Source organism: Specibacter sp. BI4, assembly GCF_056680095.1.
On sequence record NZ_CM155265.1, the window covers coordinates 3,904,530 to 3,929,105 of the forward strand.

The 24,576-nt window shown below is 64.3% G+C and carries 21 protein-coding genes and 1 tRNA gene; 4 read left to right on the forward strand and 18 right to left on the reverse strand.

Annotated features, from left to right (window positions below):
* Positions 1-13 precede the first annotated feature (13 nt).
* The 3 genes from AC1L6K_RS17650 to galK are packed head-to-tail and all read left to right on the forward strand — an operon-like array spanning position 14 to position 3,104.
* Complete coding sequence (locus tag AC1L6K_RS17650; RefSeq protein ID WP_480950133.1) at positions 14-832, forward strand: DeoR/GlpR family DNA-binding transcription regulator; 819 nt, start codon at positions 14-16, stop codon at positions 830-832.
* On the forward strand, positions 829-1,947 hold the full coding sequence (galT, locus tag AC1L6K_RS17655) for a galactose-1-phosphate uridylyltransferase (protein WP_480950134.1): 1,119 nt from the start codon (positions 829-831) through the stop codon (positions 1,945-1,947). The genes AC1L6K_RS17650 and galT overlap by 4 nt, the downstream gene beginning before the upstream one ends.
* Complete coding sequence (gene galK / locus AC1L6K_RS17660) at positions 1,944-3,104, forward strand: galactokinase (protein WP_480950135.1); 1,161 nt, start codon at positions 1,944-1,946, stop codon at positions 3,102-3,104. Before galT ends, galK begins: the two co-directional genes overlap by 4 nt.
* A 127-nt stretch (positions 3,105-3,231) precedes the next feature.
* Here the strand turns inward: galK and AC1L6K_RS17665 are convergent, their stop codons facing one another.
* The 10 genes from AC1L6K_RS17665 to eno all read right to left on the reverse strand — a co-directional run bounded on the left by AC1L6K_RS17665 (position 3,232) and on the right by eno (position 13,797).
* The gene (locus tag AC1L6K_RS17665) at positions 3,232-4,419 is read right to left on the reverse strand and encodes a TerC family protein (protein WP_480950136.1); all 1,188 of its coding nucleotides are present in this window, start codon (positions 4,417-4,419) and stop codon (positions 3,232-3,234) included.
* 126 nt (positions 4,420-4,545) lie between these two features.
* The gene (locus AC1L6K_RS17670) at positions 4,546-5,391 is read right to left on the reverse strand and encodes a Bax inhibitor-1/YccA family protein (RefSeq protein WP_480950137.1); all 846 of its coding nucleotides are present in this window, start codon (positions 5,389-5,391) and stop codon (positions 4,546-4,548) included.
* A 318-nt stretch (positions 5,392-5,709) separates the two neighbouring features.
* A tRNA-Leu gene (locus AC1L6K_RS17675) sits at positions 5,710-5,785 on the reverse strand.
* Positions 5,786-5,853: 68 nt separating this feature from the next.
* On the reverse strand, positions 5,854-6,354 hold the full coding sequence (locus AC1L6K_RS17680; protein ID WP_480950138.1) for a GNAT family N-acetyltransferase: 501 nt from the start codon (positions 6,352-6,354) through the stop codon (positions 5,854-5,856).
* A gap of 131 nt (positions 6,355-6,485) precedes the next feature.
* Positions 6,486-7,931 carry an NAD(P)/FAD-dependent oxidoreductase gene (locus AC1L6K_RS17685; protein WP_480950139.1) on the reverse strand — a complete coding sequence of 482 codons (1,446 nt, stop codon included), beginning with the start codon at positions 7,929-7,931 and terminating at the stop codon, positions 6,486-6,488.
* 163 nt (positions 7,932-8,094) lie between these two features.
* Complete coding sequence (locus AC1L6K_RS17690) at positions 8,095-9,735, reverse strand: S8 family peptidase (RefSeq protein ID WP_480950140.1); 1,641 nt, start codon at positions 9,733-9,735, stop codon at positions 8,095-8,097.
* A gap of 28 nt (positions 9,736-9,763) precedes the next feature.
* Complete coding sequence (locus AC1L6K_RS17695) at positions 9,764-10,717, reverse strand: Ppx/GppA phosphatase family protein (RefSeq protein WP_480950141.1); 954 nt, start codon at positions 10,715-10,717, stop codon at positions 9,764-9,766.
* Positions 10,718-10,722: 5 nt separating this feature from the next.
* Positions 10,723-11,340 carry a DUF501 domain-containing protein gene (locus tag AC1L6K_RS17700; protein WP_480950142.1) on the reverse strand — a complete coding sequence of 206 codons (618 nt, stop codon included), beginning with the start codon at positions 11,338-11,340 and terminating at the stop codon, positions 10,723-10,725.
* A 244-nt stretch (positions 11,341-11,584) separates the two neighbouring features.
* Complete coding sequence (locus tag AC1L6K_RS17705) at positions 11,585-12,373, reverse strand: FtsB family cell division protein (RefSeq protein WP_480950143.1); 789 nt, start codon at positions 12,371-12,373, stop codon at positions 11,585-11,587.
* Between the two features lie 143 nt (positions 12,374-12,516).
* A complete protein-coding gene (eno, locus tag AC1L6K_RS17710) occupies positions 12,517-13,797 on the reverse strand; it encodes a phosphopyruvate hydratase (protein ID WP_480950144.1) in 1,281 nt (426 codons plus the stop codon).
* A 355-nt stretch (positions 13,798-14,152) separates the two neighbouring features.
* On the opposite strand from eno, the gene AC1L6K_RS17715 reads away from it, so the two are divergent.
* Positions 14,153-15,055 (forward strand): PadR family transcriptional regulator, encoded by a 903-nt coding sequence (locus AC1L6K_RS17715; RefSeq protein ID WP_480950145.1) that lies wholly within the window; start codon positions 14,153-14,155, stop codon positions 15,053-15,055.
* An 86-nt stretch (positions 15,056-15,141) separates the two neighbouring features.
* Here the strand turns inward: AC1L6K_RS17715 and AC1L6K_RS17720 are convergent, their stop codons facing one another.
* The 8 genes from AC1L6K_RS17720 to AC1L6K_RS17755 all read right to left on the reverse strand — a co-directional run bounded on the left by AC1L6K_RS17720 (position 15,142) and on the right by AC1L6K_RS17755 (position 24,410).
* Positions 15,142-15,837 carry a MazG nucleotide pyrophosphohydrolase domain-containing protein gene (locus tag AC1L6K_RS17720; protein WP_480950146.1) on the reverse strand — a complete coding sequence of 232 codons (696 nt, stop codon included), beginning with the start codon at positions 15,835-15,837 and terminating at the stop codon, positions 15,142-15,144.
* On the reverse strand, positions 15,827-17,053 hold the full coding sequence (locus AC1L6K_RS17725; RefSeq protein WP_480950147.1) for an adenosine deaminase: 1,227 nt from the start codon (positions 17,051-17,053) through the stop codon (positions 15,827-15,829). Before AC1L6K_RS17725 ends, AC1L6K_RS17720 begins: the two co-directional genes overlap by 11 nt.
* Positions 17,054-17,099: 46 nt before the next feature.
* On the reverse strand, positions 17,100-18,212 hold the full coding sequence (locus tag AC1L6K_RS17730) for a DedA family protein (protein ID WP_480950148.1): 1,113 nt from the start codon (positions 18,210-18,212) through the stop codon (positions 17,100-17,102).
* Between the two features lie 207 nt (positions 18,213-18,419).
* Entirely contained in the window at positions 18,420-19,742 is a 1,323-nt protein-coding gene (locus AC1L6K_RS17735) for a thymidine phosphorylase (RefSeq protein WP_480950149.1), read from the reverse strand.
* Between the two features lie 79 nt (positions 19,743-19,821).
* The gene (locus AC1L6K_RS17740) at positions 19,822-20,250 is read right to left on the reverse strand and encodes a cytidine deaminase (RefSeq protein WP_480950150.1); all 429 of its coding nucleotides are present in this window, start codon (positions 20,248-20,250) and stop codon (positions 19,822-19,824) included.
* Positions 20,251-20,275: 25 nt separating this feature from the next.
* Positions 20,276-21,571, reverse strand: coding sequence for an ABC transporter permease (locus AC1L6K_RS17745; protein ID WP_480950151.1), 1,296 nt, complete (start codon positions 21,569-21,571; stop codon positions 20,276-20,278).
* Positions 21,568-22,836 (reverse strand): ABC transporter permease, encoded by a 1,269-nt coding sequence (locus AC1L6K_RS17750; protein WP_480950152.1) that lies wholly within the window; start codon positions 22,834-22,836, stop codon positions 21,568-21,570. Before AC1L6K_RS17750 ends, AC1L6K_RS17745 begins: the two co-directional genes overlap by 4 nt.
* Positions 22,833-24,410 carry an ABC transporter ATP-binding protein gene (locus AC1L6K_RS17755; RefSeq protein WP_480950153.1) on the reverse strand — a complete coding sequence of 526 codons (1,578 nt, stop codon included), beginning with the start codon at positions 24,408-24,410 and terminating at the stop codon, positions 22,833-22,835. Before AC1L6K_RS17755 ends, AC1L6K_RS17750 begins: the two co-directional genes overlap by 4 nt.
* Positions 24,411-24,576 lie beyond the last annotated feature (166 nt).

Sequence of the window (24,576 nt, forward strand, 5' to 3'; positions counted from 1 at the left end):
GTAAGGGGCCCCCATGCTGGCACCAGAGCGCCAATCGCGCATCCTCAAGGAGCTGCAGCTGCACGAAGCTGTGCGCGTGGCCGACATTGCGACGGCCTTGAATGTCAGCGAAATGACCATTCGCCGCGACATTGAGGCCCTCGACCAGAACGGGCTGGCCCGCAAGATCCACGGCGGCGCCATGCGACTCGCGCGGCTCAGCGCCCTTGAGCCCGGCTTCCTGCTCAACGTCGACAAGCAGCTTGAAGGCAAGCTTTCCATTGCCCGGCAGGCACTGGAATTGGTCCAGCCCGGGATGACCCTGGCCCTGACCGGCGGCACCACAACGTACCAGCTCGCCGTCGCCCTGGCCGCGGAGCTTGAACGGCTGGGCAGCCTGACGGTCGTCACCAACTCCTTGAAAATAGCCGAGCTGCTTTACCTCCAGCAAGGCAGCTCAGACTTGAAGGTCATCGTCACAGGCGGGGAACGAACACCGTCCGAAGCCCTGGTGGGCCCGGTGGCGCGCATGGCGCTGAACCACCTGAACACAGACATTTGCTTCATGGGCGTCCATGGCTTGGACACCGACCGCGGCCTGACCAGCCCGAACCTGCTTGAAGCCGAGACAAACGCGGCGTTCATCGAGGCCACCACGCGCCTGGTGATCCTGGCTGACAGCACCAAGTTCCAGGTCCGCTCACTGGGTTCGATTGCGCCCCTGAGCGCCGTGGACACCATCATTACCGACGACGCCGTCAGCACAGCCGCCGCCGAACTGTTCACGGCCCGCGTCCCCCACTTCATCACGTCCCCGACTGCTGCCGCCAACACCCCCAGGAAGACCTCATGACCACCCCCACCAAAACGCTTCTGGCCGACGGCCGCGAACTCATCTACTTCGATGACGGATCCGTGGCCAAGAACCATGCAGCCCCCGACACACGCCCCCTCGACCCCCGCTCGGAGGCAAATACCGGCGAGCTGCGCTTTGACGCCCTCACGGGAGACTGGGTCGCGATTGCCGCCCACAGGCAGACCCGCACCTACCTGCCACCTGCCGACCAGTGCCCGCTGTGCCCTACAACCGGGGCGAACCTCTCGGAGATTCCCGACTCGGACTACGATGTGGCAGTTTTTGAGAACCGCTTCCCCTCGCTGGGACCGGCCGTCGGCCCGGTGCCGGAACTCCCAGTCTGGGGAACGCAGGGCCGGGCGTTCGGCCGCTGTGAAGTGGTTGCGTTCACCCCCGAACACACCGGCTCCTTCGGCGGACTGTCGACCGAACGGGCACGCACCGTCATCGACGCCTGGGCCCACCGCACCGAGGCACTCAGCGCGCTGCCCGGGGTGAAGCAGGTCTTCCCCTTTGAAAACCGCGGCCAGGACATCGGCGTGACACTCCACCACCCGCACGGGCAGATCTACGCCTACTCCTACGTGCCGCCGCGCAGCCAAGTCATGGCCGCCGCCGCCCGGAAGTTCTACGACGACAACAACGGCACGGCCACACTCCTGGGTGACATAGTGGCCAAGGAATCAGAATCCGGTGAACGCATGATCGCCCAGGGCACGCACTTCAGCGCCTATGTGCCCTTTGCCGCCCACATGCCCCTGGAAATCCATTTGACCCCGCACCGGCACGTGCCCGACTTTGCCGCGCTCAACGATGCCGAGCGGGACGAGCTCGCCGTCATGTACCTGGATGTGCTGCGCACCCTCGACAAGCTGTACGACACCCCCACGCCCTACATTGCGGCCTGGCACCAGGCGCCGCTGGATGCGTTGCTGCGCCCGGCAGGCCGTTTCCACCTCGAACTCACATCCCCGCGCCGGGCAGCCGACAAGCTGAAATTCCTGGCCGGTTCCGAAGCCGCCATGGGCGCCTTCATCAACGACACCACTCCCGAGCAGACAGCGGCCATGCTGCGCCGCACCTCCGCAACATTGAAAGCAGGACAGGCATGAGTGCCTCCATCGATGCCGCCCGGATCGCCGCGGCCTTCGAGGCCGCCTATGGCGCAGCACCGGACGGGGTCTGGTCGGCCCCCGGCCGGGTCAACCTGATCGGCGAGCACACCGACTACAACGAAGGTTTCGTGCTGCCCTTCGCCATTGACCGCAGCGCTGTCGTGGCCATCCGCCGGCGCGAGGACACCACCGCGCGGCTCGTCTCCAGTTACGGCGACCAGGGCGTTGTCACAGTGGACCTGGACACGCTCTCCCACGACACCATGGGCGGCTGGACCGCGTATCCCCTGGGCGTTGTGTGGGTCATGCGCCAGATGGGCATCACCGTTGGCGGCTTTGACCTGTATTTGGAGTCAACCGTGCCCTCGGGCGCCGGCCTGTCTTCCTCGGCCGCCATCGAGTGCGCCGTCGCCACAGCCTTCAACGAGCTGGAATCTGCCGGCCTGAGCCTGAACGAGCTGGTTCTTGTGGGCCAGCGTGCCGAGAACGAGGTTGTTGGCGCACCCACAGGCATCCTCGACCAGTCGGCGTCGCTGCTCTCCACCGACGGCCATGCTCTGTACCTTGACTGCCGCACGCAGGAGTCCAGGCTCGTGCCGCTGGACCTGGCGGCCGCCGGGCTGCTGATCCTCGTCGTGGACACCAAGGTCAGCCACGCCCATGCGACCGGCGGCTACTCTGCCCGGCGGGCCTCCTGCGAGCTGGGTGCCGAGGTGCTCGGTGTGCGGGCCCTGCGTGACATCACCGCCGCCGAGCTGCCCGAGGCCGCCGGCCTGCTCGATGAGGAGACGTTCCGACGGGTGCGCCACATCGTGACCGAGAACCAGCGCGTCCTTGACACCGTTGCGGTGTTGGACGACGCCGGACCGGCCGCCATTGGTGCGCTCCTCACCGCAAGCCACGCCTCCATGCGCGACGACTTTGAGATTTCCTGTGCCGAACTGGACCTCGCCGTTGACACCGCGCTGGCCCACGGCGCCCTGGGTGCCCGCATGACCGGCGGCGGCTTTGGCGGCTCGGCAATCGCCCTCATCCCCGCAGCCGAGGAAGCACAGGTGGGCGCCGCCGTCGTCCAGGCCTTTGCAGAGGCAGGCTTCGGGGTCCCCGACATCTTCGCCGTCTCCCCCGCCCCGGGAGCCCGCAGGATCCGCTAACCCCAAACCCCTCACCCGCCACCCCCTTAAACCCTTAAACCAAAGTGACCCGCAGTTGTGGTTGTTGGATCAATCGAAAACGATTGATCCAACAACCACAACTGCGGGTCACTTTGTTGGGGAGGGGCTACTTGAGTCGGTAGTCCCTGTGCTGCTGGTGTGCTTTTTCAATCTGTTCAAGGATCTCTTCGGAGTCCTTGTGCTTGTCGCGGAACTTTACTTCCATTGTCTGGATGGTCTTTTCCTCGACCATGAGCAGGTTGTAGACCCGCTCACGCTCGGCCGAATCTGCCGTGTAGTCAAGGTCAAGGTAGCTGTCGGCGTGGCGCCGGGCGTTGTTCAGGACAGTCTGGGCCTTGCCCGACTTGCTCACAAGCGAGCCGATAATGGTGATGGCCAGGACGCCGATGATGACGATCAGCGAAAGGCTGGTGCTGATCTCGAAGACCGGAACGGGCTCTCCGCCGTTGATGAACGGCAGGTTGTTCTCATGCAGTGCGTGCAGCACGAGCTTCACACCGATGAAGGCCAGGATGGCGGCGAGGCCGTAGGACAGGTAGATCAAACGGTCCAGCAGGCCGTCAAGGAGGAAGTAGAGCTGGCGCAGGCCCATGAGGGAGAACGCCGTCGCCGTGAAGACGATGTACACGTTCTGGGTCAGGCCGAAGATGGCCGGAATCGAGTCCAGTGCGAACAGCAGGTCGGTGCCGCCAATGGCGACCATGACCAGCAGCATCGGGGTGAGGACCTTCTTGCCGTCAATCTTGGTGACGAGCTTGTCGCCGTCGTACTTGTCGGAGGTGTTGAACAGGCGCTTGGCCAACTTGATGATGAAGTTGTCGGCGTCGTCGCCTTCGCTGTCCTCCTCCTTGAGCAGGTTGCCTGCCGTGATGAGCAGGATGATGCCGAAGATGTAGAACATCCAGGACCAGGTGTTGATCAGTGCGGCGCCGGCAAAAATGAAGCCGGTGCGGGCGATCAGCGCGAAGACAATGCCGAACAACAGAACCTTCTGCTGGTCTTCGCGCGGAACCTTGAAGCTGGACATGATGACAAGGAAGACAAACAAGTTGTCAACGCTTAGGGCCTTTTCCGTGATGTACCCGGCAAAGTACTCCCCACCCATGGTGGGTCCGCCGAAGATGAACACTGCCACACCGAAGACAACTGCCAGGCCAACATAAATTGAGGACCAGATGGCTGCTTCACGCAAGGTGGGAATGTGCGCCTTGCGGATGTGGAAAAAATAATCAAAGGCCAGAAGGCCCATAATTATGACAATGGTAATGCCCCAGATCAGAGGGGATACGTTCATGAGCTGCTCTCGCTAGATATTTACAACGGGTGTTGCTTATTTCGGTTTTTGAAAAGTCAGGCTATGGAAACAACGCCCGGTCCCCATGGGGCCGGGCGTTGCCAAAGTAATTTTGCGACAGGACGTCTAGTCGTTGCCACGCAAGATGGCCAGCAGGCGCAGGATCTCCACGTACAGCCACACCAGTGTCACCGTCAGGCCGAAGGCCGCCGTCCAGGAGTACTTGGTGGGCACCCCGTTTTGCACGCCTCTTTCAATGGAGGTGAAGTCAACGATCAGTGAGAACGAGGCCAGGCCGATGGCCAGCAATCCGATGACAACACCGAAGGGGATGTTGGTTCCGGGGATGTCCATGCCATTGATGCCCCAAGGGGTGTTGGTGGCTCCGAACATCATCAGGCCGAGGTTGATCAGCGAGAACAGTGCATAGCCGGACAGCGCGATGATGAAAAAGCGCGTCATCTTCGGGGTGGCACGGATCTTGCCATTGCGGAACAGCAGCAAGGTCACGACGAACACACTGAGGGTGCCAAGGACTGCCTGGATCGCGATGCCCGGGTAGATGTTCTCCAGCAGGCCCGAGAGCGCCCCGAGGAACATGCCCTCAAAGAGTGCGTAAGCAAGGATGAGCGCCGGCGAGGGCTGCTTCTTGAACGAGTTCACCAAACCAAGGACGAGGCCAACGATCATGCCCGGCCACATCAGCACGGGTACGATCCAGCCAAGGGCCGCACCCACCAGAACCAGGGCGAGGGTGAAGACTGTCTTCATGATGACGTCGTCGTACGTCATGCGGCCGGTCTGTGCGGCGTTGGCGGACGGCTTGCTGTACATGTCCTGCAACTGCTGCGCGGACAACTGCGTCTGGGCAGCCATGGTGTCGGCCCCGCCGTTGACGAAGCCGCGCTGGGACGAGGGTGTGTCCTTGAAGTTTTTGTTATTGGCAAAAACCGGATTACCACCAAGGGCCATGATGCTGTTTCCTCCTAAATAGGGGGTGAAGATATTTACTAACTCTATCAAGTCAGCCGCCGGGAGCCACTTTTTTATTCCCCACGGCCCCCATTGTCAGCCCATTCCCAGCAAACGTTCACCCATTGTTCGCTTAAGGCGCCTTATGCGGGCCGGGAGCCAAGCTTCCCCGTGAAGGGAAGGGCTTGTCCGCCGACGGCGCGGGCTGAGCCCGTTGTGGCGTGCATCAGGGTGGGGCGCCGGGCAGCGGCCACGAACCGCCTGCCCAACTTGCTTCGTTTCGACGCCGTATGGCTTCCGCACATTGGCGGTCTTTCTTGGTACCCCAGGTGGGACTCGAACCCACACTTTACAGATTTTAAGTCTGGTGCCTCTGCCATTGGGCTACTGGGGCGTGGCCGAAAAACTGAACCGGCTGCCGTCAACATTACTGGATGGGCAGCCCGTGCAGGAAACCGGTCGTCAGAGTGAGTTGAATGGTTCGGAATATTTAAAGTGTCCGTGCAGGCCGGGCACAAAGGCGTCCAACGCCAACGCCATGAAATGCGATCCCCACGACGGGTCCGGGGAGGCAATCCCCATGGAGTCCGCCGGCACGAAGCCAAAGCGCGGATAGTACTCGGTGCTGCCCAGCAGCACGATCGTTTGCTCGCCCATGGTGTTGGCTGCAGCGATGGTGGCGTCCATCAAGGCTGTGCCGATGCCTTGCCTTTGGTATCCCGGCAACACGGCTATGGGACCCAATCCCAACGAATTGGCCGCCCCGATCCAAGCCCGGGTGGTGATCACATATCCCAGGATTTCTCCCCGCTCGGATTCGGCCACGAGCGACAGCTTGGGGAGGTACTCGCGCGCCGCAAAAAGCTCCCGCAGCAGCCGTGCCTCAACGGGCTCGGGAAACGCAGCCTCCACCAGGGCCAGGACTTCGGGCCTGTCCCCGGCATGTTCACGACGGATAATCATCAGCTCAGTCTAGTGCCACAAGCTGCCACCGCCCCGGCCGCGGCAGCCGGGCAGACAAAAGCGGCCCTCCGCCACAGTCTGGGTGCAGACTGTGGGGAGGGCCGCCGTCGAACGCGGTTCAGCAGCGGTGGCTACTTGCTCGCGGTTGCTTCTTCCTTGGCTTCAACCTTGGGGGCTTCAGCTGCGGGGGCCTCGACCGGCTTGGCAGCAGGCTTGGGCTTCGGTGTGGCAGCGGAGACGAACGTGGCGCGGGGCGCCTGCAGGTTCTCCAGCTGGGCCAGATCGCGGCCGGCGATCATGGTGACGAACCAGTCCGAGAGCACGCGGATCTTGCGCTCAACGGTGGGCATGGCCAGTCCGTGGTAGCCGCGGTGTGCAAGCCATGCGGGCGCACCCTTGAGCTGGATGCCCATGATCTTGGCAACACCCTTCCACTGGCCGAAGCCGGCAACGGCACCGAGGTTCTTGTGCTTGTAACCCTTCAAGGACTTGTTGAACCGGCTGGCCCACAGGTTCTTGGCCAGGCGCTTGGCCTGACGCAGGGCGTGCTGGGCGTTGGGGACGCAGGTGCCGTCCGGCAGTCCGCCGGTGACATCCGGGACAGCCGCAACGTCGCCGGCGGCCCAGGCGTTTTCGATGACACCGAATTCGCCGGAAACCTGCAGGTTCCCGTTCACGGAGACGCGGCCGCGGGGCTCGATCGGGAAATCGGTGGAGCGAACCATGGGGTTGGCCATGACGCCGGCGGTCCAGATCAGGGTGTCGGCATCGAACTGCTGGGCCAGGGACTTGTCCGGCAGGTTGATGAGCTTGAGGTTGGATTCCTCGGCGTTGTCCAGCGAGGTGTTCAGCAGAACTTCAACGCCGCGGCCGCGGAGGTGCTCGACAACCCACAGGGCCTGGGATTCGGTGACCTCGGGCATGATGCGTCCCATGGCTTCAACGAGGACGAAGCGCAGCTCGGACTGCTCCACGCGGGCGTTGAGCTTGACGGCGGCGCGTGCCATGTCTTCAAGTTCGGCGATGGTTTCAATGCCGGCGAAGCCGCCACCGACGACGACGAAGGTCAAGGCGCGCTTGCGCTTGGCCGGGTCGGTCTCCGTGGAGGCCTGCTCGATGAGGGAAAGAACCTGGTTGCGCAGTGCAACGGCTTCCTCGATGGTCTTCAGGCCGATGCCGGATTCGGCCAGGCCCTTGATCGGGAAGGTGCGCGTGATGGCACCTGCAGCCACGACGACGTCGTGGTAGGTCAGCTCGAACGGCTCGCCGCCGTCGGCCGGGGCCACGACTGCCTTGCGGTTCTCGTGGTCAATTGCCGTGACGGAACCCTGGATGAGCTCGGTCTGCTTCAGGTGCTTGCGGTGGGAGACAACCGCGTGGCGCGCCTCGATGTTTCCGCCGGCCACCTCGGGCAGGAACGGCTGGTACGTCATGTAGGGCAGTGGATCGACCAGGGTGACGATGCCACCTGATTTTGCGATCTTCTTCTGCAGGTTGAAGGCCGTGTAGAGGCCGACGTAACCGCCGCCAACTACAAGGACGCGCGGACGTGCTGAAAATGTTGGAGTGATTGCCATAACTCCATAATACAGTTCTTTGTGAAAATATTCACTAGCCAACTGCACAACGGCTTAACATAGCGGTTGTTGGCGGCTTTTGGGCAGCGCAGGGCAGGGTTCCGCAGGGCCGGGTTGTGGCCGGCAAGACTGCGCAGGACAGGGTTGCGGCCGGCGAGTGGGCCTAGTGTTTGTGGCTTGCCTTGGCGGGACGGCTGTCGCGCCTGCTGGACAATGTTTCCGGGGCCGGCTCCGATGCCGCGTCCGACGCCGGCTTGGCCGACTTCCCGGCGGCTGCTGACGTTGCAGCCGGGGACTCCCCCTCGGCGGCTTTTCCGCCGCCGCCCGAAGTTCCGTCACTTCCTGAACTGCCGCCGGAACCGGATCCGCGGTTGGGGCCGCCCTTACCGGGGCCGCCGGCTTTCCCGCCGCCGCCCGCACTAGCACCGCCGGAACCTGCAGCACCTTCCGGCTGAGCCAGCCGTCGTCGTGCAAGCAGCACATGCGAGGTCCCGCCCGCACCAATCAGCACGAGCAGCCCAACGGAGCCGAGGACCAGAACTTGGGGCAGCGGGCTGCTGCTTTGCTCCGCCGGAATCGCCACAGGGGCGGCCATATCAGTCAGGGTTGGCTTAGGCTGCGGCACAGCCTCGACCGCCCCGCCTTCTTCGGCGGGCGGGGTGACCTCGCTGCGCCGGTGGACGTGAATCCACTCCGCAATGCTTCCCAGCGGATTTGCCTCGACCACGGGCACCTCGGCGCTCAAGGCCGCCTCGGCGTCGAGAATCCCATATCCGTAAATGGCGTTGGGCACACCTTCGCCCTTGGGTTGGGCCGTTGCAATGATCCTGTTGATGACCTGGGCCGCGCTCATCTCGGGGTATTTGGCGCGGATCAGCGCCGCCACGCCCGAGACGATCGGGGCGGCACCGCTGGTGCCGCTCCAGCGGGCGTACCCACCGCCGGGCAGTCCCCCGGCGAGATCCTCGGCCGGGGCGCTGACACCGATGCTGATGCCCTGGGAGGAGGAGTCGACGCTGGCGGTCCCGTCCTTGTCGAGGCCGCCCACGGCCAAAATTCCCGGGATGGTGGCCGGGGCCCCCACCTGTTCGCTGCCGGTTTTCCTGTTGCCGGCGGCCGCCACGATGACAACGTCTTTGGATTCGGCGTACGCGAAGGCGTCGTCCCAGCTTTGCGGCCAGGCCGTTGAGGTGCTGCCGAGGGACATGTTGATGACCTTCGCCCCATGGTCCACAGACCACTTCACGGCAGCAGGGATCTGGTCGTCAATGTTTTTGCCCGCGGGGTTGTCGCCGCCAAGCCACACGGAAACGCTGAGCAATTCTGCCTTGGGAGCCACACCGATGACACCGTCAGTGCCCGCGCCGACGGTGGGCTTGGCCGGCGCCGTCGTGCTGGGTTTGGCTGTTGACTTGGTTTTCGCCTTGGCTGACGGGGTGGGGGTGCTTGCCTTGTGACCGCGGCCCGCCAGCATTGTGGCCACCAGCGTGCCATGTTCGGGTTCGGCGCCGATGCCCTTGGTGCCGTCGGCGTTGCCGGCCCCCGACATGTCGGTGCCGCCCACCACGGCCCCCTTGAGGTCGGCGTGGGACTTGTCGATGCCGCTGTCGATGATGGCTATCTTGACGCCTTCACCCTGCGAAACGTCCCAGGCCTTCTCGATCCCGGAGTTCTGCAACCAGTACTCGCGGTTCCGGATGTCGTCCGCCGATGCCGCCGGGGCGGCTGCCACCACCAGCGATCCCGCCAGGGCAAGCGTCATCAACGCGGCAGCGATGGGACGCAACCGTGGGCCTAACTGCATAAACGCTCGTTTCCGTTTGTTACCTGGGTCAGCTGCTGGCCGCACCCAGTGCGATTCCGTCCAGAATATCGTGTTCGCTCGTCGTTGCCGATTCCAGCCTCCCTCCACTGAGCTGCGCCAGGCGCCGCAGCACCGTGCGCCAGATCAGCGCACCCGCACCAATGACGTCGACACGCCCGGGATGCATGAAGCCAAGTTCCGCGCGTTGCGCGCGCGTCATGGCAAGCAATGCTGTCGCCGCGGCGTCTATTTCCGCAAGAGGCACGACCGCGGCATGAATCACCTCGCTCTGGTAGCTCGCCAACCCGAGGGCGTGCGCCGTGATGGTGGTGATTGACCCGGCCACACCGACAATGCCATCGACTTCGCCAAGCGGGACCACTGCCTGGACTTCCGCGAGCTTGTCCTCGATGGCGGCTTCGGCGGCGGCAATTTCCGCCGGGGTGGGGGGATCGCTTTGCAGGTAGCGTTCGGTGAAGCGCACACAGCCCATGTTGGTGCTGAGCGCACCGCGGACGCCGGAGGCATCGCCCACGACAAATTCGGTGCTTCCGCCGCCAAGGTCGACGACGAGTACGTTGCGGTTTTCAAGCATGGGCAGGACACTGACGGCGCCGGCGAAGGACAACGCTGCCTCTTCGGAACCGCTGACAACCTCGGGGGCCACGCCCAGCCGCGCCTCGATGCCTGCAATGAAAACGTCGCGGTTGCCGGCGTCGCGCGTGGCGCTGGTCGCAACAAAGCGCACCCGTTCCACGGCTGCCGAGCGGATCAACACTGCATAGTCGTCAACGGCGGCAAAGGTGCGCGTCAGCGCTTCCTCGGCCAACATGCCTGTGACATCCACGCCCTGGCCCAGCCTGACAACCCGCATTTCGCGGTGCATGTCGGTGAGGTGCTGGCCGCCGTCGCCGTCCTGGACGACATCTGCAATCAACAGGCGGATGGAATTGGTTCCGCAGTCTATGGCGGCAACGCGCATGCGGCTCAGCTCCCCTGTTGGTTCAAATGCTTGACGTGGCGGCTTAAATCCTTGTTGGGAACCGGCGCCCCGTCGTCCCAGGCACCTGCACAATGGCAGGTGTCGGCCGTCCACCACTGCGCCACGGCGGCAAGTGCCTCGTCGCCGAGCGGATTCACGCCGGGACCGGCTGCCAGGGCGTGGCCGATCAGCACGTGCAGGCATTTGACGCGCGACGGCATGCCCCCTGCAGAAATTCCCGCGATCTCCGGGACCGGGCCGGTGCCCGCACGCCCACCAATGGCTTCACGGGCCGCAATGTAGCTTTCATGGGCCTTGAGGTAGGCGGCGGCCAGCTCACTGTCGCTGCCGAGCCTGTCAGTCATTTCGTTCATCAGGCCAGCAGCCTCCAGGCGGGAAGCCGCAGCGGTAATGACGGGATGCGTCAGGTAGTACGTGGTGGGGAAGGGAATCCCGTTGCTGAGCCGCGGGGCGGTGGCTGCCACCAGCGGATTGCCGCACACGCACCGTGCCGGGATCTCAACGACGTCGCGCACCGGCCGGTTGAGCTGGCGGCTGAGGGTGTCAAGGTCGTGCTGGGTGGGGACGCGCCCGCCTGAGGCGGAGCTTGGCGTTGCGGGCACGGGGGCCTTTCCTGAAACTGTCGTGATGCGCACTGGCTCAGTGCCGTGGTTGCCGGCTGGAGCTGTGGGCGAATTGTGGTGTGGCGATTGTGTTCAACCAGTTATTTTAGCGTGCCGCCGTCAGTGCGGTTTCCGCCGCCTGCCTCAGGCGAAGCCCGTTTCACGTCCGCTGGGCGTGCGACGCCGGCAGGCACGCCCAATTGCCTGGTGTGCAGGACAGCGGCTGTGGATCCATGCGAACGGCTCAGGGCGCGGGCTCGGGTTCCGGGGCCGGCTCGGGCGCCGGGGCGGCTGGTGCGGCTGGCGCAGCAGGCGCAGTTGCCACCTCAGCGGACTTTTGCACCGCGCCCCACAAGCTGTCCACCCACGGCTCGACCGACAATGAGGTGGCGTTCTTGGCGGTGGTCGCCTGGACGGCTGCTGCCTTGGCAGCGTCGGCCGAATTGTCCAGGGCCTCGACGCCGTTCGCCCCGTACACCCAGTATCCGGTTTCCCCGGGCATGAGCATGCTCACCCTGTCGCGGGCCTGCTGCTTGATGTAGGCGGGGTCGTCCCAGCGGGCCAGTTCCGACTTGTAGGCGTCCTGCTGGATTTCCTGGGCGGCAATGTCTTCGTGCAGGGCGGAGATTTCGGCCCGCTGTTCCAGGAAGGTGTGGACGTTGGGTGCCAGCAGCAAGGTCACAACGCCCATGGCCAGGCCCAACACCAGGAGCCGTCCGGAGAAGGACCGTGCAGGCACCGGGCTGTTGCCGCTGTCATGGACCACACCGTCCTGGTGGCTGCGGCTGTTGGGCCCGGATGCGCGCTGCCGCACATTTTTGGCGCCTGCTGCACCGGAGCCGGCCTTGGCGCCGGTCTTGCCGTTGCCTGTTGTGCCGCTGCCTGCCTTGCCACCGCGGTTGGTGGGCGAACCGCCCGCACCGGGTTCCGGCGTCGTGCTTGGCAATGCAGCTTTTTGTGCAGCCTTGTCCGCGGCACTGCCAATGCCGGCCGGGAACGTGGCTTTTGGCACCGAGGGCCGTCGCGTGGCCATGCTTCTCCTAAGGACTTCTGCCGATCAAAACGTGCGCCACCTGTGTTCGCCGGACAGCAACTGTTTCCGGAGACGACAAAGCCGCGACAGCGAACCAAGGTGTGTGTTCCACCTTAGCCAGCTGCCGCGGCTCTTGTTGCTATTTAGCCCTTGAAACGCGGGAACGCGCTGCGGCCTGCGTAGCGAGCGGCGTCGTCGAGCTCTTCTTCGATGCGCAGCAGCTGGTTGTACTTGGCAACGCGCTCGGAGCGGGCCGGGGCACCTGTCTTGATCTGACCGGCGTTGGTGGCAACGCAGATGTCGGCAATGGTGGTGTCTTCGGTTTCGCCTGAGCGGTGCGAGGTGATGGTGGTGTAACCGGCGCGCTGGGCCATGGACACGGCGTCCAGGGTCTCGGTGAGCGAGCCGATCTGGTTGACCTTCACCAGCAGCGAGTTCGCGGTTGCGGCCTCGATGCCGCGGGAGAGGCGCTCGGGGTTGGTGACGAAGAGGTCATCGCCAACGATCTGGACCTTGTCGCCAATGGCGTCGGTCAGGGTCTTCCAGCCTTCCCAGTCGTCTTCATCCAGGGGATCCTCGATGGACACGAGCGGGTAGTCGGCGACGAGCTCAGTGTAGTAGGCGCTCATCTCGGCGGCGGAAAGTGCCTTGCCCTCGAACTGGTAGGCGCCGTCCGTGAAGAACTCGGAGGAGGCAACGTCCAGGGCCAGGCCAATGTCCTTGCCGGCTTCGTAGCCTGCACGCTTGATGGCTTCCAGGATCAGGTCCAGGGCAGCACGGTTGGACGGCAGGTTCGGCGCGAAGCCGCCCTCGTCGCCCAGGCCGGTGGAGAGGCCCTTTTCCTGCAGCACGGACTTGAGGTTGTGGTAAACCTCAACGCCCCAGCGCAGTCCTTCGGAGAACGTGGCTGCACCCAGGGGCACAATCATGAATTCCTGGATGTCAACGTCGGAGTCGGCGTGCGAGCCGCCGTTGAGGATGTTCATCAGCGGCACCGGCAGCACGTGTGCGTTGGGTCCGCCCAGGTAGCGGTACAGCGGCAGGCCGGCAGACTCTGCTGCGGCACTTGCCACGGCCAGGGAGACGCCCAGGATGGCGTTGGCGCCGAGCTTGGCCTTGTTCGGGGTGCCGTCCAGTTCCAGCATCATGGAATCGATCAGGCGCTGGTCAGTGGCGTCAATGCCTTCAAGTTCCGGTGCGATAACTTCCAGGACAGCCTCAACTGCCTGCAAAACACCCTTGCCCTGGTAACGGCCCTTGTCGCCGTCGCGGAGCTCCACTGCCTCGAAGGCACCCGTGGATGCACCGGAGGGAACGCCTGCGCGGCCCATGGCGCCGTCGGTCAGGAGAACTTCAACCTCAACTGTCGGGTTTCCTCGGGAATCCAAGATTTCGCGTGCATGAATGGCTTCAATAAGTGCCATGTATTGCTCCTAATAGTCAGCTTTGTAGTGTAAATGTCGACCACGCTGTCGCCTCAATGGTAGCCGACCAAGTGACGGGGCACTCATTGCTACGCTCACAGCGCCATTGTGGCGGCGCCGGCGGGTTGTGGACCGCCGGGCCGCTGGGCTGCTGGGCAAAAAAATCGGCAAACGTCTTGCCCAACCGAATATAGCGATATATCGTTAAGTATCGCAACGTAAATACTGCGACATGACAACACATCAGCGGCCAGCCTCTCAGACTGCCGCCACCGGGCCGGATGCGCCGATCATCTTTGATCCCCGCCATCTGCAGCCTCCATAAAACCATTCACGCAGGGACAGGCAACACACCATGAAAAACTTCAACTTTCCACAGGAAAACAACGACAACCAACGTGACGAACACCGCGGCCCGCGCTCACGGCGCCACCATGAAAGCAATTCCCCCACCGGCGACGGTGAATTCACGGAACCCGCCGGATGGTTCCCCGGCGAGGACCCGCGCGGCGGCAAGCCCGGCTTCGGGCCGGGCGAAGACCCCGAAGCCAACCCGGACGACGGTGGTTTCGACAGCGGATTTGGTCCCAGGCGCAGCAGATTCGCGGCCGGCTTCGGCCCCATGGGCTTCGGTCCCCGCGGACAGCGTGGCGGTCCCGGCGGCGGACCGCGTGGCGGTCCCGGCGGCGGGCCCAAGGACGGCGGCCCGGACTTTGGACAGGGGTTTGGACCAGGATTCGGGCCCGGCTTCGGCCACGGCGGTCCGGGACTTGGCGGGCGCGGCCGCCCTGGTTTCAGGACCGGCTTTGGACAGGGCGGGCGGGTCCGCAAGGGCAACGTGCGCAGCGCCATCCTGTCCCTGCTCAGCCAACACAGCTACAACGGCTACGGCATGATCGGGGCCATCGGGGCCCACACCGACGGCGCCTGGCGCCCCAGCCCCGGCTCGATCTACCCGGCATTGGCGGCCCTGCAGGCCGAGGGCCTGATCGAGTCAACCGGCGACGGCAAGCGCACCGAATTCGAGCTGACGGAGGCCGGCAAGGCCTATGTGGCCGAGAACATCGAGGAAATGGCCCGGGTCTGGGCCGACGTCAACCAGGAGGCCGGCGCCGGGACGGAGCTGCGCCTGAGCATGGGCAAGCTCACCGGAGCCGTCCAGCAAATCGGCATGGGCGGAACCGAGGAACAGCTCAAGACCGCCACCGAAGCCCTCGACGCCGCCCGCCGCACCATCTACAAACTGCTGGCCGACTGAACCAGCCCGCAACAACGATGGCGGGAGTTGCTGATCCCCGCCGGTGGCGTGCATCCGGTGCCGGTCAGCAACTCCCGCAGTCGCGCTTAAACGCCCTGCTGAAACTCACGCACGGCCGTGCGCAGGGCCCGCTCGGCATCCATCCCTCGCTGTTGGGCAAGGCGGACGACGTCGAACAGCACCTTCCCGAGTTCTGCCTCGGTCCCGATGTCCCCACCCGGGTTACCGGGCGGCTCCCCCGCCCTGAGGCCTGCACGTTCGGCCCGCTCAATGGATTTCTGGGCCATCGCCAGGGCCGGCAGTGAGCGGGGAATCCCGGTGAAGGGGCTGGCAGTCGCGGCGGTACCGGAGCTGGCACGTTCGGCCGCCTTGACGCGTTCCCAGGTTTCCTCGATTTCGGCGATGGTGGCCGGGAAGCTGTCCTGCAAGGCGCCGTCGGCCTGGAATACATGGGGGCTGCGGCGGATCAGCTTCTCACTCAGTCCGCGGGCCACATCGGCGAGGTCAAAACTGCCGTCCTCCTGGGCCAGGCGGGCATGCAAGACCACCTGCAGCAGGATGTCGCCCAGTTCGCCGGCTATTTCCTCCCTGCGGCCCGCCTCGAGAGCCTCAATGAGTTCATAGGATTCCTCCAGCAAATACGTCGTGAGGGAGTCGCGTGTCAGTGCCGCAGTCCAGGGGCAGTGTTCACGCAGGGCTGCGACGACGTCGGCAAGGCGGGCCATCTCCAGTTGGCTGGAGATGGCCCGCCCGCCGTCGTGCTGCCCGGTGCTAGTCGTCAAGCTCTGAATCGCCCCGGCCGGGGCCGTCGGCGGCACCGAAGGCCTCAAAGTCTTCCGAGTCTTCGAAGTCGTCCATTTCCTCCATGGCGTCTTCGTAGTGCTCGATGATGAAGTCCGCCAGCTGCTCTCGGGCTTCGATGGGCAGGAACGTTGCGTGGACGGCGTTCAAGGTCATCTCGAGCACCGTGTCCAGGCCATAGCCAAACGTCTCAACGAGCAGCCCGAATTCTTTGGTCAGCGTGGTGCCGCTCATGAGCCGGTTGTCGGTGTTGACTGTGACGTTGAAGCCAAGCTGGTGCAGCAGGTCGATGGGGTGTTCGGCAATCGTGGTGCCGAAGGAGGCAACGGCGCCGGTCTGCAGGTTCGACGACGGACACAGTTCCAGCGGGATCTGGCGGTCGCGCACCCACTGGGCCAGGTCGCCCAAGGTGACGGTGCCGACGTCGTTCCCGTCCTCTTCCTGAACGTCCAGGTGGATGTCTTCGGCGATGCGCACGCCGTGGCCCAGGCGCAAGGCGCGGCCGTGGACCAGCGCATCCTGAATGCTGTCGAGCCCGGCAGCCTCCCCGGCATGGACGGTGGCGGGGAAGTTGTTTTCGGCCAGGAACGTGAACGCCTCGGTGAAGCGCGAGGGCAGGAAACCCTCCTCGGCGCCGGCAATGTCGAAGCCGACCACGCCGTTGTCGCGGTGGCGCACGGCAAGCTGGGCGATCTCGGCACCACGGTCGGCATGGCGCATGGCCGTGACGATCTGGCCGACCTCGATGTAGCCGCCGTCCTCATCGACGGCATCCATGCCTTCCTCGAGGCCTTCCTGGACCGCTTCGACGGCCTCGTCAAGGCTCAGCCCGGCGGTGAGGTGCTGCTCGGGCGCCCAGCGGACTTCGCCGTACACCACGCCGTCCTCGGCCAGGTCTTCAACGAATTCCCGGGCCACGCGGACCAGCGAATCGTGCGTCTGCATGACGGCAACTGTGTGCTCGAAGGTTTCGAGGTAGCGCTCAAGCGAACCCGAATCTGCCGACTGCACAAACCAGGCGCGCAGCTCCTCGGGGTCGGTGGCCGGGAGTGCATGACCCGTCTGTGCCGCCAACTCGATGATGGTTTCCGGACGCAAACCGCCGTCCAGGTGGTCGTGCAGGGATACTTTTGGCAACGATTTGAGGTCCACAACGGGGATGGACGTGGCAGCGTGCTCTGAAGTTGGGTTAGTCACAATCCCCACTCTAGGGATGTGTCCGGCACTGCGCTAGTTCGGCGCGCTAGGCGTGCTGGCCGGCAACACCTGAGACACCGGTCTTGACGGCCACCGGCTGGCGCCCCTCGCACCCGGTTTCGGCCACCATTGTTGGGACTGCGCCTGTGTTTGGCGTGGGGAAGGCGGCGGAACTTTCGACGTCGGCCCCTCCCCGGGGCGCCTCCCCCACGTTCGCCGTGGGCGCAGCCGGTTCATCGCTTCCGGCAGTGTCGGAGGTGGTTGCGGCGACACCGGTTGCGCTTACCTCGGTGACGGCGGTCGCGGCCACGGCGACACCAACAGGGCCGCGTCCGCTTGCGGGCTCTGTATCGGAGGACCCGTGGCTGCCGGTTTCGTCGCTTCCGGCTGCCACTTCGGCAGCGGCGGCGAGCAGGGCAGTTTCAGCCTCGACCCGGGCGGCGTGCTGGGCTGCCATGAGTCCCGGCTCGGGGCGCGGCGCCAATTTTCCGCGCTTTTCCAGGTAATGGTGCAGGTACTTCATGGCGTGGTCCACCACAAAGCCGATGGCTATCGCGAAGGCAATGGCGATTCCCACACCCAGCAGCGGATTGTCATGGACCCATGCACCGGCAAAGGTTCCCACGGCCACGGAATACCCGGCCCACGTCACGACGGCAATTCCGTCCAGCAAAACAAAGCGGCGCCACGGAAAATGGGTGGCGCCGGCGGTGAAATTGACTGCAATTCTGCCCACGGGAATGTAGCGTGCGGTGAAAATCAAGATGGCTCCACGCTTCTCCAGTTCCTTGCCGGCCCAGGCAAATGCCTTGGCGCCGCGTGGCCTGCGCATCCATTTGAAGCGTGTGGTGCCCAGCGTCTTGCCCATGAAGTAGGCAATATTGTCACCAATGATGGCGCCGATCGACGCGCCGATGATCAAGAACCAAATATTGGGTTGCCCGGTGCGGGCGGAAATCGAGGCCAGCGCCACAATGGCCGTCTCGCTGGGAAGGAACAAAAAGAATCCATCAATCAGGCAAAAGAGACTGACCAACGGGATCACCCACCATTGGGCTGCGGAATGTTCAATCAGAAAATTGATTTGACCGACGATGTGCAAAAAGTCCACCCTGGACGGTTCCTCTCCTGTGGTGGTTGTGTGTTCCAAGTTTCCCACGCAGCGGGGCTGCGGGTATCCACCCAGCGGACGATATTTCTGAACTATTTTCGCCCGCGTCTACTGCTTTGGTCGCACGGACGAGCGAATTCGCCAGCGCTTCTTTTGCCAGGACGATTTATCAGCAGTGGTTGAGCTTTCGGCAAGGCCATGGCACCGCCTGCGCGAGCGTTCCGAAAAAACGCGCCAGAGCTGAAGGAGCATTGCTCAGGCGATGCGGTCGATGATGAGCTGGTTCGCCGGCCGGGACCCCTCGGGGGCTATCGTCACGGCACCTTCAAGCGCCTCTTTGGCCCGGTCAAACTTTTCCGGAGTGTCGGTCAGCAGTGTCATGAGCGGCTCGCCGGCACGCACCAGCGCACCCGGCTTGGCATGCATGCGCACGCCGGCCCCCGCCTGGACCACATCCTCCCTGCGGGCACGCCCGGCACCGAGGCGCCACGCGGCAACACCCACGGCCATGGCATCCAGGCCGACAAGCACGCCGTCGGCCGGGGCGTAAACAACCTCGGATTCGCGGGCCACCGGCAGGGCGGCGTCGGGGTCGCCGCCCTGGGCTGAAATCATCCGGCGCCAGACATCCATGGCCCGCCCGTCCCGCAGCGCGGCAGCGGGGTCGGCGCCGCGGATCCCGGCAGCTTCCAGCATCTCCTCCGCCAGCTTCACCGTCAGCTCCACGACGTCCTCCGGACCGCCGCCGGCCAGCACCTCCACGGATTCCTGCACCTCGATGGCGTTGCCCGCCGTCAGGCCCAGCGGCGTGGACATGTCCGTCAGCAGCGCCACAGTGTTCACGCCGGCATCCTTGCCCAGGGCGACCATGGTCTCGGCCAGTTCCCGGGCCATGTCCACGTTCTTCATGAAGGCGCCGGACCCGACCTTCACGTCAAGGACCAGTGCTCCTGTCCCCTCGGCAATCTTTTTGCTCATGATGGACGAGGCGATCAACGGAATGGCTTCGACAGTCCCGGTGACGTCACGCAGGGCGTAGAGCTTCTTGTCAGCGGGCGCCAGGCCGGTGCCGGCGGCGCAGATGACGGCACCCACGTCCGAAAGCTGGCGCATCATCTGCTCGTTGCTGAGGTCGGCGCGCCAGCCGGGGATGGCCTCGAGCTTGTCCAGGGTCCCGCCTGTATGGCCCAATCCCCTGCCGGACAGTTGTGGCACAGCCGCGCCAAATACCGCCACGAGCGGGGCCAGCGGCAGGGTGATCTTGTCCCCCACCCCACCTGTGGAGTGCTTGTCGGCTGTTGGCATGACGGCACCCCGGGCGTTGCGCAGCCCGCTGAAGTCAAGTGTGTCGCCGGAGGCGATCATGGCCGCCGTCCACTGGGAAATTTCCGCCCGGTTCATGCCATTGAGCAGGATCGCCATGTTCAACGCGGCCATTTGCTCCTCGGCGATGGTGCCCCGGGTGTAGGCGTCAATGGTCCACCGGATCTGGTCGGCGCTTAGCGTGCCCTTGTCCCGCTTGGTGCGGATGATGTCAACGGCGTCAAAGGTGGGGATTGCAGGGGATGCGCTGTTCATGGTGTGTCCGTCCGATTCTCGGTGCTGGCTGTCAGGAGTGGATTCCAGGGCTGGAACTGTTCGCGGTGGCTTGCTTGAGTCAGTGGCTTGCCCCACCGGGTGCGGCCGCGACCCGGTCCAGGTCCCGAGGGCCAAAGGCGTCCGGCAGGACCTGGTCCATCGTCTTCACCCCGGACGAGGTCATCAGCCGGGTGTCCGCCGTGCTGAATTCAAACAGGATCTGCCGGCAGCGCCCGCACGGCATGAGGATGGCACCCTGGCCGTCAACACAGTAAAACTCGGTGATGAGCCCGCCGCCGTGCATCCGTGCCGCCCCGATCATGGTGCATTCAGCACACAGTGTCAGCCCATAGCTGGCATTTTCCACATTGCAGCCCGCAACGATGCTGCCGTCCTCCAGCCTGGCCGCAGCCCCCACCGGAAACTTGGAATACGGCACGTAGGCGTTGGCGAGCGCCGCGGTGGCGGCCAGGCGCAGTGGTTCCCAGTCGACGTCGGACGTGTTCATTTCCCGCTCCTTGGCATGCTGTGGGTCATTCCTTTACGTAGGGTTCGCCGTCGGCGGCCGGGGCCATGGCCTTGCCGACAAAACCGGACACGGCCAGGATGGTCAGCGCGTACGGCAGCATGGCCAGAAATTGGCCGTCGATGGGGGTGCCGGCCAGGGAGAGAATGCTTTGCAGGTTTCCTGCCACGCCAAACAGCAAGGCGGCAAGTGCGGCACCGATCGGGTTCCAGCGCCCGAAGATCAACGCCGCCAGGGCGATGAACCCCAGGCCGCCTGTCATGTCCTTGCTGAAGCTGCTGACGGCAACGAGGGTGAAGTAGGCGCCGCCCACTCCGGCGACGGCACCGCCGGCCAGCACGTTCAGGACGCGCGTGCGGTTGACATTGATGCCCACGGTGTCGGCGGCCTTGGGGTGTTCGCCCACGGCACGCACACGCAGTCCCCACTTGGTGCGGAACAGGCCAAACCAGAGCGCGACAACAAGGATCAGCATGAAGTAGCCAATGATGGACTGCCGGAACAAGGTGGGGCCGATGATGGGAATCTCGGAGAGCAGCGGGATGGGGATGTTCGGCAGGTGCGCCGGCTGGTTGAAGATGGTCTCCCCGTCAACCTTTGTCTTCATGATTTTTTCAAACAGGAACCCTGTCAGCCCGGACACAAGCACGTTCAACACCACGCCCACAATGATCTGGTTCACGACGTATTTGATGCTGAACACTGCAAGCAGCACCGAGACGAGCACGCCCGCGACGGCTGCAGCAAACAAGCCGGCGAAGGCGTTGTGCGTGATGGAGGCTACAAGGGCTGCGGTGAAGGCGCCCGCCAGCAGCTGGCCCTCGATGGCGATGTTGACAACCCCGGCCCGTTCGGAGAGCACTCCGGACATCGAACCAAACACCAGCGGCGTGGTGATCAGCATGGCGCCCGTAAACAGGCCGACCAGCGTGATGTTTTGGGTAGTGGTGCCGCCGATGATCCACACCATCAGGCCCACAACAAACACCACGGCGAAGCTCATGACCACCCAAGTGGCGATCTTGCCGGTTGACTTGGTCTGGGTGTAGGCCAGATAGGCCAGGCCCACACAGACCACCGAGACAATGATGCCCATGGCCTTGGCCGGGAGGACCAAGTTGGGCACCTGCCAGGCGTCGCCGTCCTGGGAGATCCGGAAGGTGGCTGTGCCGCTGGGGCCCAGCACAATGAAGACGACGACGGCGAACAACGCCAGCACGCCGAGCAGGATCGGCATTTTCCAGCTGCGCACTGCGACGGCGTCGTTGACCTTCAGTGGTTTGCTCTTGGCTGTGATGCTCATGCTGCTACTCCTTCACGGCTGACGGCCTTGATCCGGAACATGGAACGCACCAGCGGCGGGGCCGCAATGAACAGCACAATCAAGGACTGCACCACTGCGACGATGTCAATGGAAACGTCGGCGTTGATGGCCATTGACGTGCCGCCAGCCTTGAACGCACCAAACAGGATTGCGGCAAAGAACGTGCCCCACGGTTTGGAACGCCCGAGCAGGGCGACGGTGATGGCGTCAAAGCCGATGCTGCCGGCAATGTCCGAGTCAAGGAGCTTCTCGGTCCCTGCCAGCTGGGTCACCCCGGCAAGTCCGGCCAGGCCGCCGGAGATCAGCATGACGGTGATGTAGCCGCGGGAGACCAGCATGCCGGCCGTGCGGGCGGCCCGAGGGTTGGCGCCAATGGCACGGTATTCAAAGCCCAATGTTGACCGGTTCAGCAGCCAGGCGACGACAAAAACGGCCGCCACGGCCAGGATCAGGCCTGCGTGCACGCGGTAGTTGGGGCCCAGGAGCAGCGGGAACATGGCGCTCTCGTGCATGCGGGGACTGATGGGGTTGCTGCTGGAGGGGTCCCGCAGCTGGTTCTTGAGCAGGTACAGGACGAGGGAAACGGCGATGTAGTTGAGCATGATCGTCACGATCACTTCGTGCGCCCCGGTTTTGGCCTTCAGGAAGCCGGCGATGCCGCCCCACAGTGCGCCGCCGATGGCACCTGCCAGGACCACGGCCAGGAGGTGGATGCCCGGGGGCAGCTCGATCATGAAGCCGACGACACCGGCAAAAGTGGCGCCGAGGATGATCTGGCCCTGCGCACCAATGTTGAACAAGCCCACGCGGAAGGCGAGCGTCACAGCCAGTCCGGACAGAATCAGCGGTGTGGCGAACGTCAGGGTTTCAAAGATGCCCAACCGCCCCTGCCAGGTCCGGGATCCCGGGTCATAGGTGGCACCGCGCCACAGGGCGCCATAGGCTTCCGAAATGGACGCCCAGATTGCCTGGAAGGTGGCACTTGGATCACCGAAGAAGTACCCCAGGGCGCTGGTCACCCGCGGGTCGGTGAAGGCGATGAGGATGCCGCCAATGACAAGGGCGACGACGACTGCAAGAACGGAGATCATCGCGTTGCCGCTGACGATTTCACGCATCAGCTGGCTGCCGTGGTCTTCCTTGGCAGGCTTGTGCGCCGTGTTTTTCTTGTCCGGCGTGGTTGTTGCCGGGGTTCCCTGGCTGTCCGGGGTTCCCCCGGGAGGCTGGATTTCGGGACCGCTCATGGCTGCACCCCTTTTCCGTTGTCGCCGTTTGTTGTTCCGGAGTCCTGCTGCGCGTCCATTTGCTCCTGTGCTTCTGCTGCGGGCAGCCCGGCCATCATGAGGCCAAGCAGCGCGCGGCTGGATTTACCGGGCACGATGCCCATGAGGCGTCCGGCGAAGAGAACCGCAATCCTGTCGGCCAGTTCCAGGACCTCGTCCAGTTCCGTTGAAACGATGACAACCGGGGTGCCGGCGTCACGTTCGGCCACGATGCGTTTGTGCAGGAACTCGATGGAGCCCACATCCACGCCGCGGGTGGGCTGGGAGGCGATGAAAAGTTTCAGGGGGCGGGAGAGCTCCCGCGCCAGCACCACTTTTTGCTGATTGCCGCCCGACAGCGTGTCCGCTGCGTCCTGGGCGGACTGCGCCCGGACATCAAACTCGGCAACCTTTTCGACCGCATTTTTCGCGATGACGGCCCTGTTCAGTGTCCCGGCGCGGGAATACGGCGCCTGCTTGTACAGGTCCAGGACCAGGTTCTCGGCGATGGACATCTCGCCCACCAGCCCGTCGTCCTGCCTGTCTTCGGGCACAAATCCAACGCCCGAATCCAGGACCTGGCGGACGCTTTTGCCGAGCAGTTCCTTCCCGCCAAGCGTGATGGAACCCCGCACGTGCTTGTGCAGGCCCAGGACCGCTTCGGTCAGTTCGGTCTGCCCGTTGCCCTGCACACCGGCGACGGCGAGGATCTCACCTTGGGCGACGCTCAAGGTGACGTCGTCCAAAAGCCGCTGGCCGACGTCGTTCATGACTGTCAGGTTGCTGACCTTGAACGTGACCTCGCCGGGGGTGGCGTCGGCCTTGTCGAGGGTCAGGTTGACGGCACGGCCCACCATCATGGCGGCCAATTCGGTGGTGGGGGTTGACGGCGGGGCGGAGCCGACGACCTTGCCGCGGCGGATGACGGTGATGGTGTCCGAGACGGCCTTGACCTCGCGCAGCTTGTGGGAGATGAACACGATGGACGTGCCGCCGTCCCGCAGCTGGCCCATGATGTCCATGAGTTCGTCGGTCTCCTGCGGGGTGAGCACGGCCGTGGGCTCGTCCAGAATCAGGATTTTGGAGTTGCGGACCAGCGCCTTGATGATTTCCACGCGCTGCTGGACGCCCACAGGCAGGTCCTCGACGAGTGCGTCCGGGTCGACGTCGAAGCCGAACTTGGCCGAGATCTCGCGGATCTTCTTGCGCGTTTCCTCCAGGTTGAGTACGCCGCCAAAGGAGGTGGTCTCGGCACCCAGGGCCACGTTTTCGGCCACGGTAAACACCGGCACGAGCATGAAGTGCTGGTGCACCATCCCGATTCCGGCCGCCATGGCATCCGACGGCCCGGAGAACTTCACGGGCTTGTCGTCGACCAGGATTTCCCCGAAGGTTGGCTCATAGAGGCCGTACAGGACATTCATGAGGGTGGATTTCCCGGCCCCATTTTCGCCAAGCAGGCTGTGAATCTCGCCGGATTCCACCACCAGGTCGATGTGGTCGTTCGCCACCAGGGAGCCAAAGCTCTTGGTGATGCCCCGAAGTTCTAATTTCAACGTGTTAACCCGTCTGCGGATTGTTGGATCGTGGCCAAGGCAATGTCATTGTTGCCTGCCGGCCACAGCATGATGTGGGTGGCCGCGCTGCGCCCCCTTGCCGCACAACAGGACGGATCCGGTGGTGCGGCACGGGGGCGCAGGATGGGCTGCCGGGCAGGGGGCG

Excerpts from the sequence above, each read along its gene's own strand:
- AC1L6K_RS17650 (WP_480950133.1), top strand. The coding sequence starts at position 14 with ATGCTGGCACCAGAGCGCCAATCGCGCATCCTCAAGGAGCTGCAGCTG.
- galT (WP_480950134.1), top strand. The coding sequence starts at position 829 with ATGACCACCCCCACCAAAACGCTTCTGGCCGACGGCCGCGAACTCATC.
- galK (WP_480950135.1), top strand. The coding sequence starts at position 1,944 with ATGAGTGCCTCCATCGATGCCGCCCGGATCGCCGCGGCCTTCGAGGCC.
- AC1L6K_RS17665 (WP_480950136.1), bottom strand. The coding sequence starts at position 4,419 with ATGAACGTATCCCCTCTGATCTGGGGCATTACCATTGTCATAATTATG.
- AC1L6K_RS17670 (WP_480950137.1), bottom strand. The coding sequence starts at position 5,391 with ATGGCCCTTGGTGGTAATCCGGTTTTTGCCAATAACAAAAACTTCAAG.
- AC1L6K_RS17680 (WP_480950138.1), bottom strand. The coding sequence starts at position 6,354 with ATGATTATCCGTCGTGAACATGCCGGGGACAGGCCCGAAGTCCTGGCC.
- AC1L6K_RS17685 (WP_480950139.1), bottom strand. The coding sequence starts at position 7,931 with ATGGCAATCACTCCAACATTTTCAGCACGTCCGCGCGTCCTTGTAGTT.
- AC1L6K_RS17690 (WP_480950140.1), bottom strand. The coding sequence starts at position 9,735 with ATGCAGTTAGGCCCACGGTTGCGTCCCATCGCTGCCGCGTTGATGACG.
- AC1L6K_RS17695 (WP_480950141.1), bottom strand. The coding sequence starts at position 10,717 with ATGCGCGTTGCCGCCATAGACTGCGGAACCAATTCCATCCGCCTGTTG.
- AC1L6K_RS17705 (WP_480950143.1), bottom strand. The coding sequence starts at position 12,373 with ATGGCCACGCGACGGCCCTCGGTGCCAAAAGCCACGTTCCCGGCCGGC.
- eno (WP_480950144.1), bottom strand. The coding sequence starts at position 13,797 with ATGGCACTTATTGAAGCCATTCATGCACGCGAAATCTTGGATTCCCGA.
- AC1L6K_RS17715 (WP_480950145.1), top strand. The coding sequence starts at position 14,153 with ATGAAAAACTTCAACTTTCCACAGGAAAACAACGACAACCAACGTGAC.
- AC1L6K_RS17735 (WP_480950149.1), bottom strand. The coding sequence starts at position 19,742 with ATGAACAGCGCATCCCCTGCAATCCCCACCTTTGACGCCGTTGACATC.
- AC1L6K_RS17740 (WP_480950150.1), bottom strand. The coding sequence starts at position 20,250 with ATGAACACGTCCGACGTCGACTGGGAACCACTGCGCCTGGCCGCCACC.
- AC1L6K_RS17745 (WP_480950151.1), bottom strand. The coding sequence starts at position 21,571 with ATGAGCATCACAGCCAAGAGCAAACCACTGAAGGTCAACGACGCCGTC.
- AC1L6K_RS17750 (WP_480950152.1), bottom strand. The coding sequence starts at position 22,836 with ATGAGCGGTCCCGAAATCCAGCCTCCCGGGGGAACCCCGGACAGCCAG.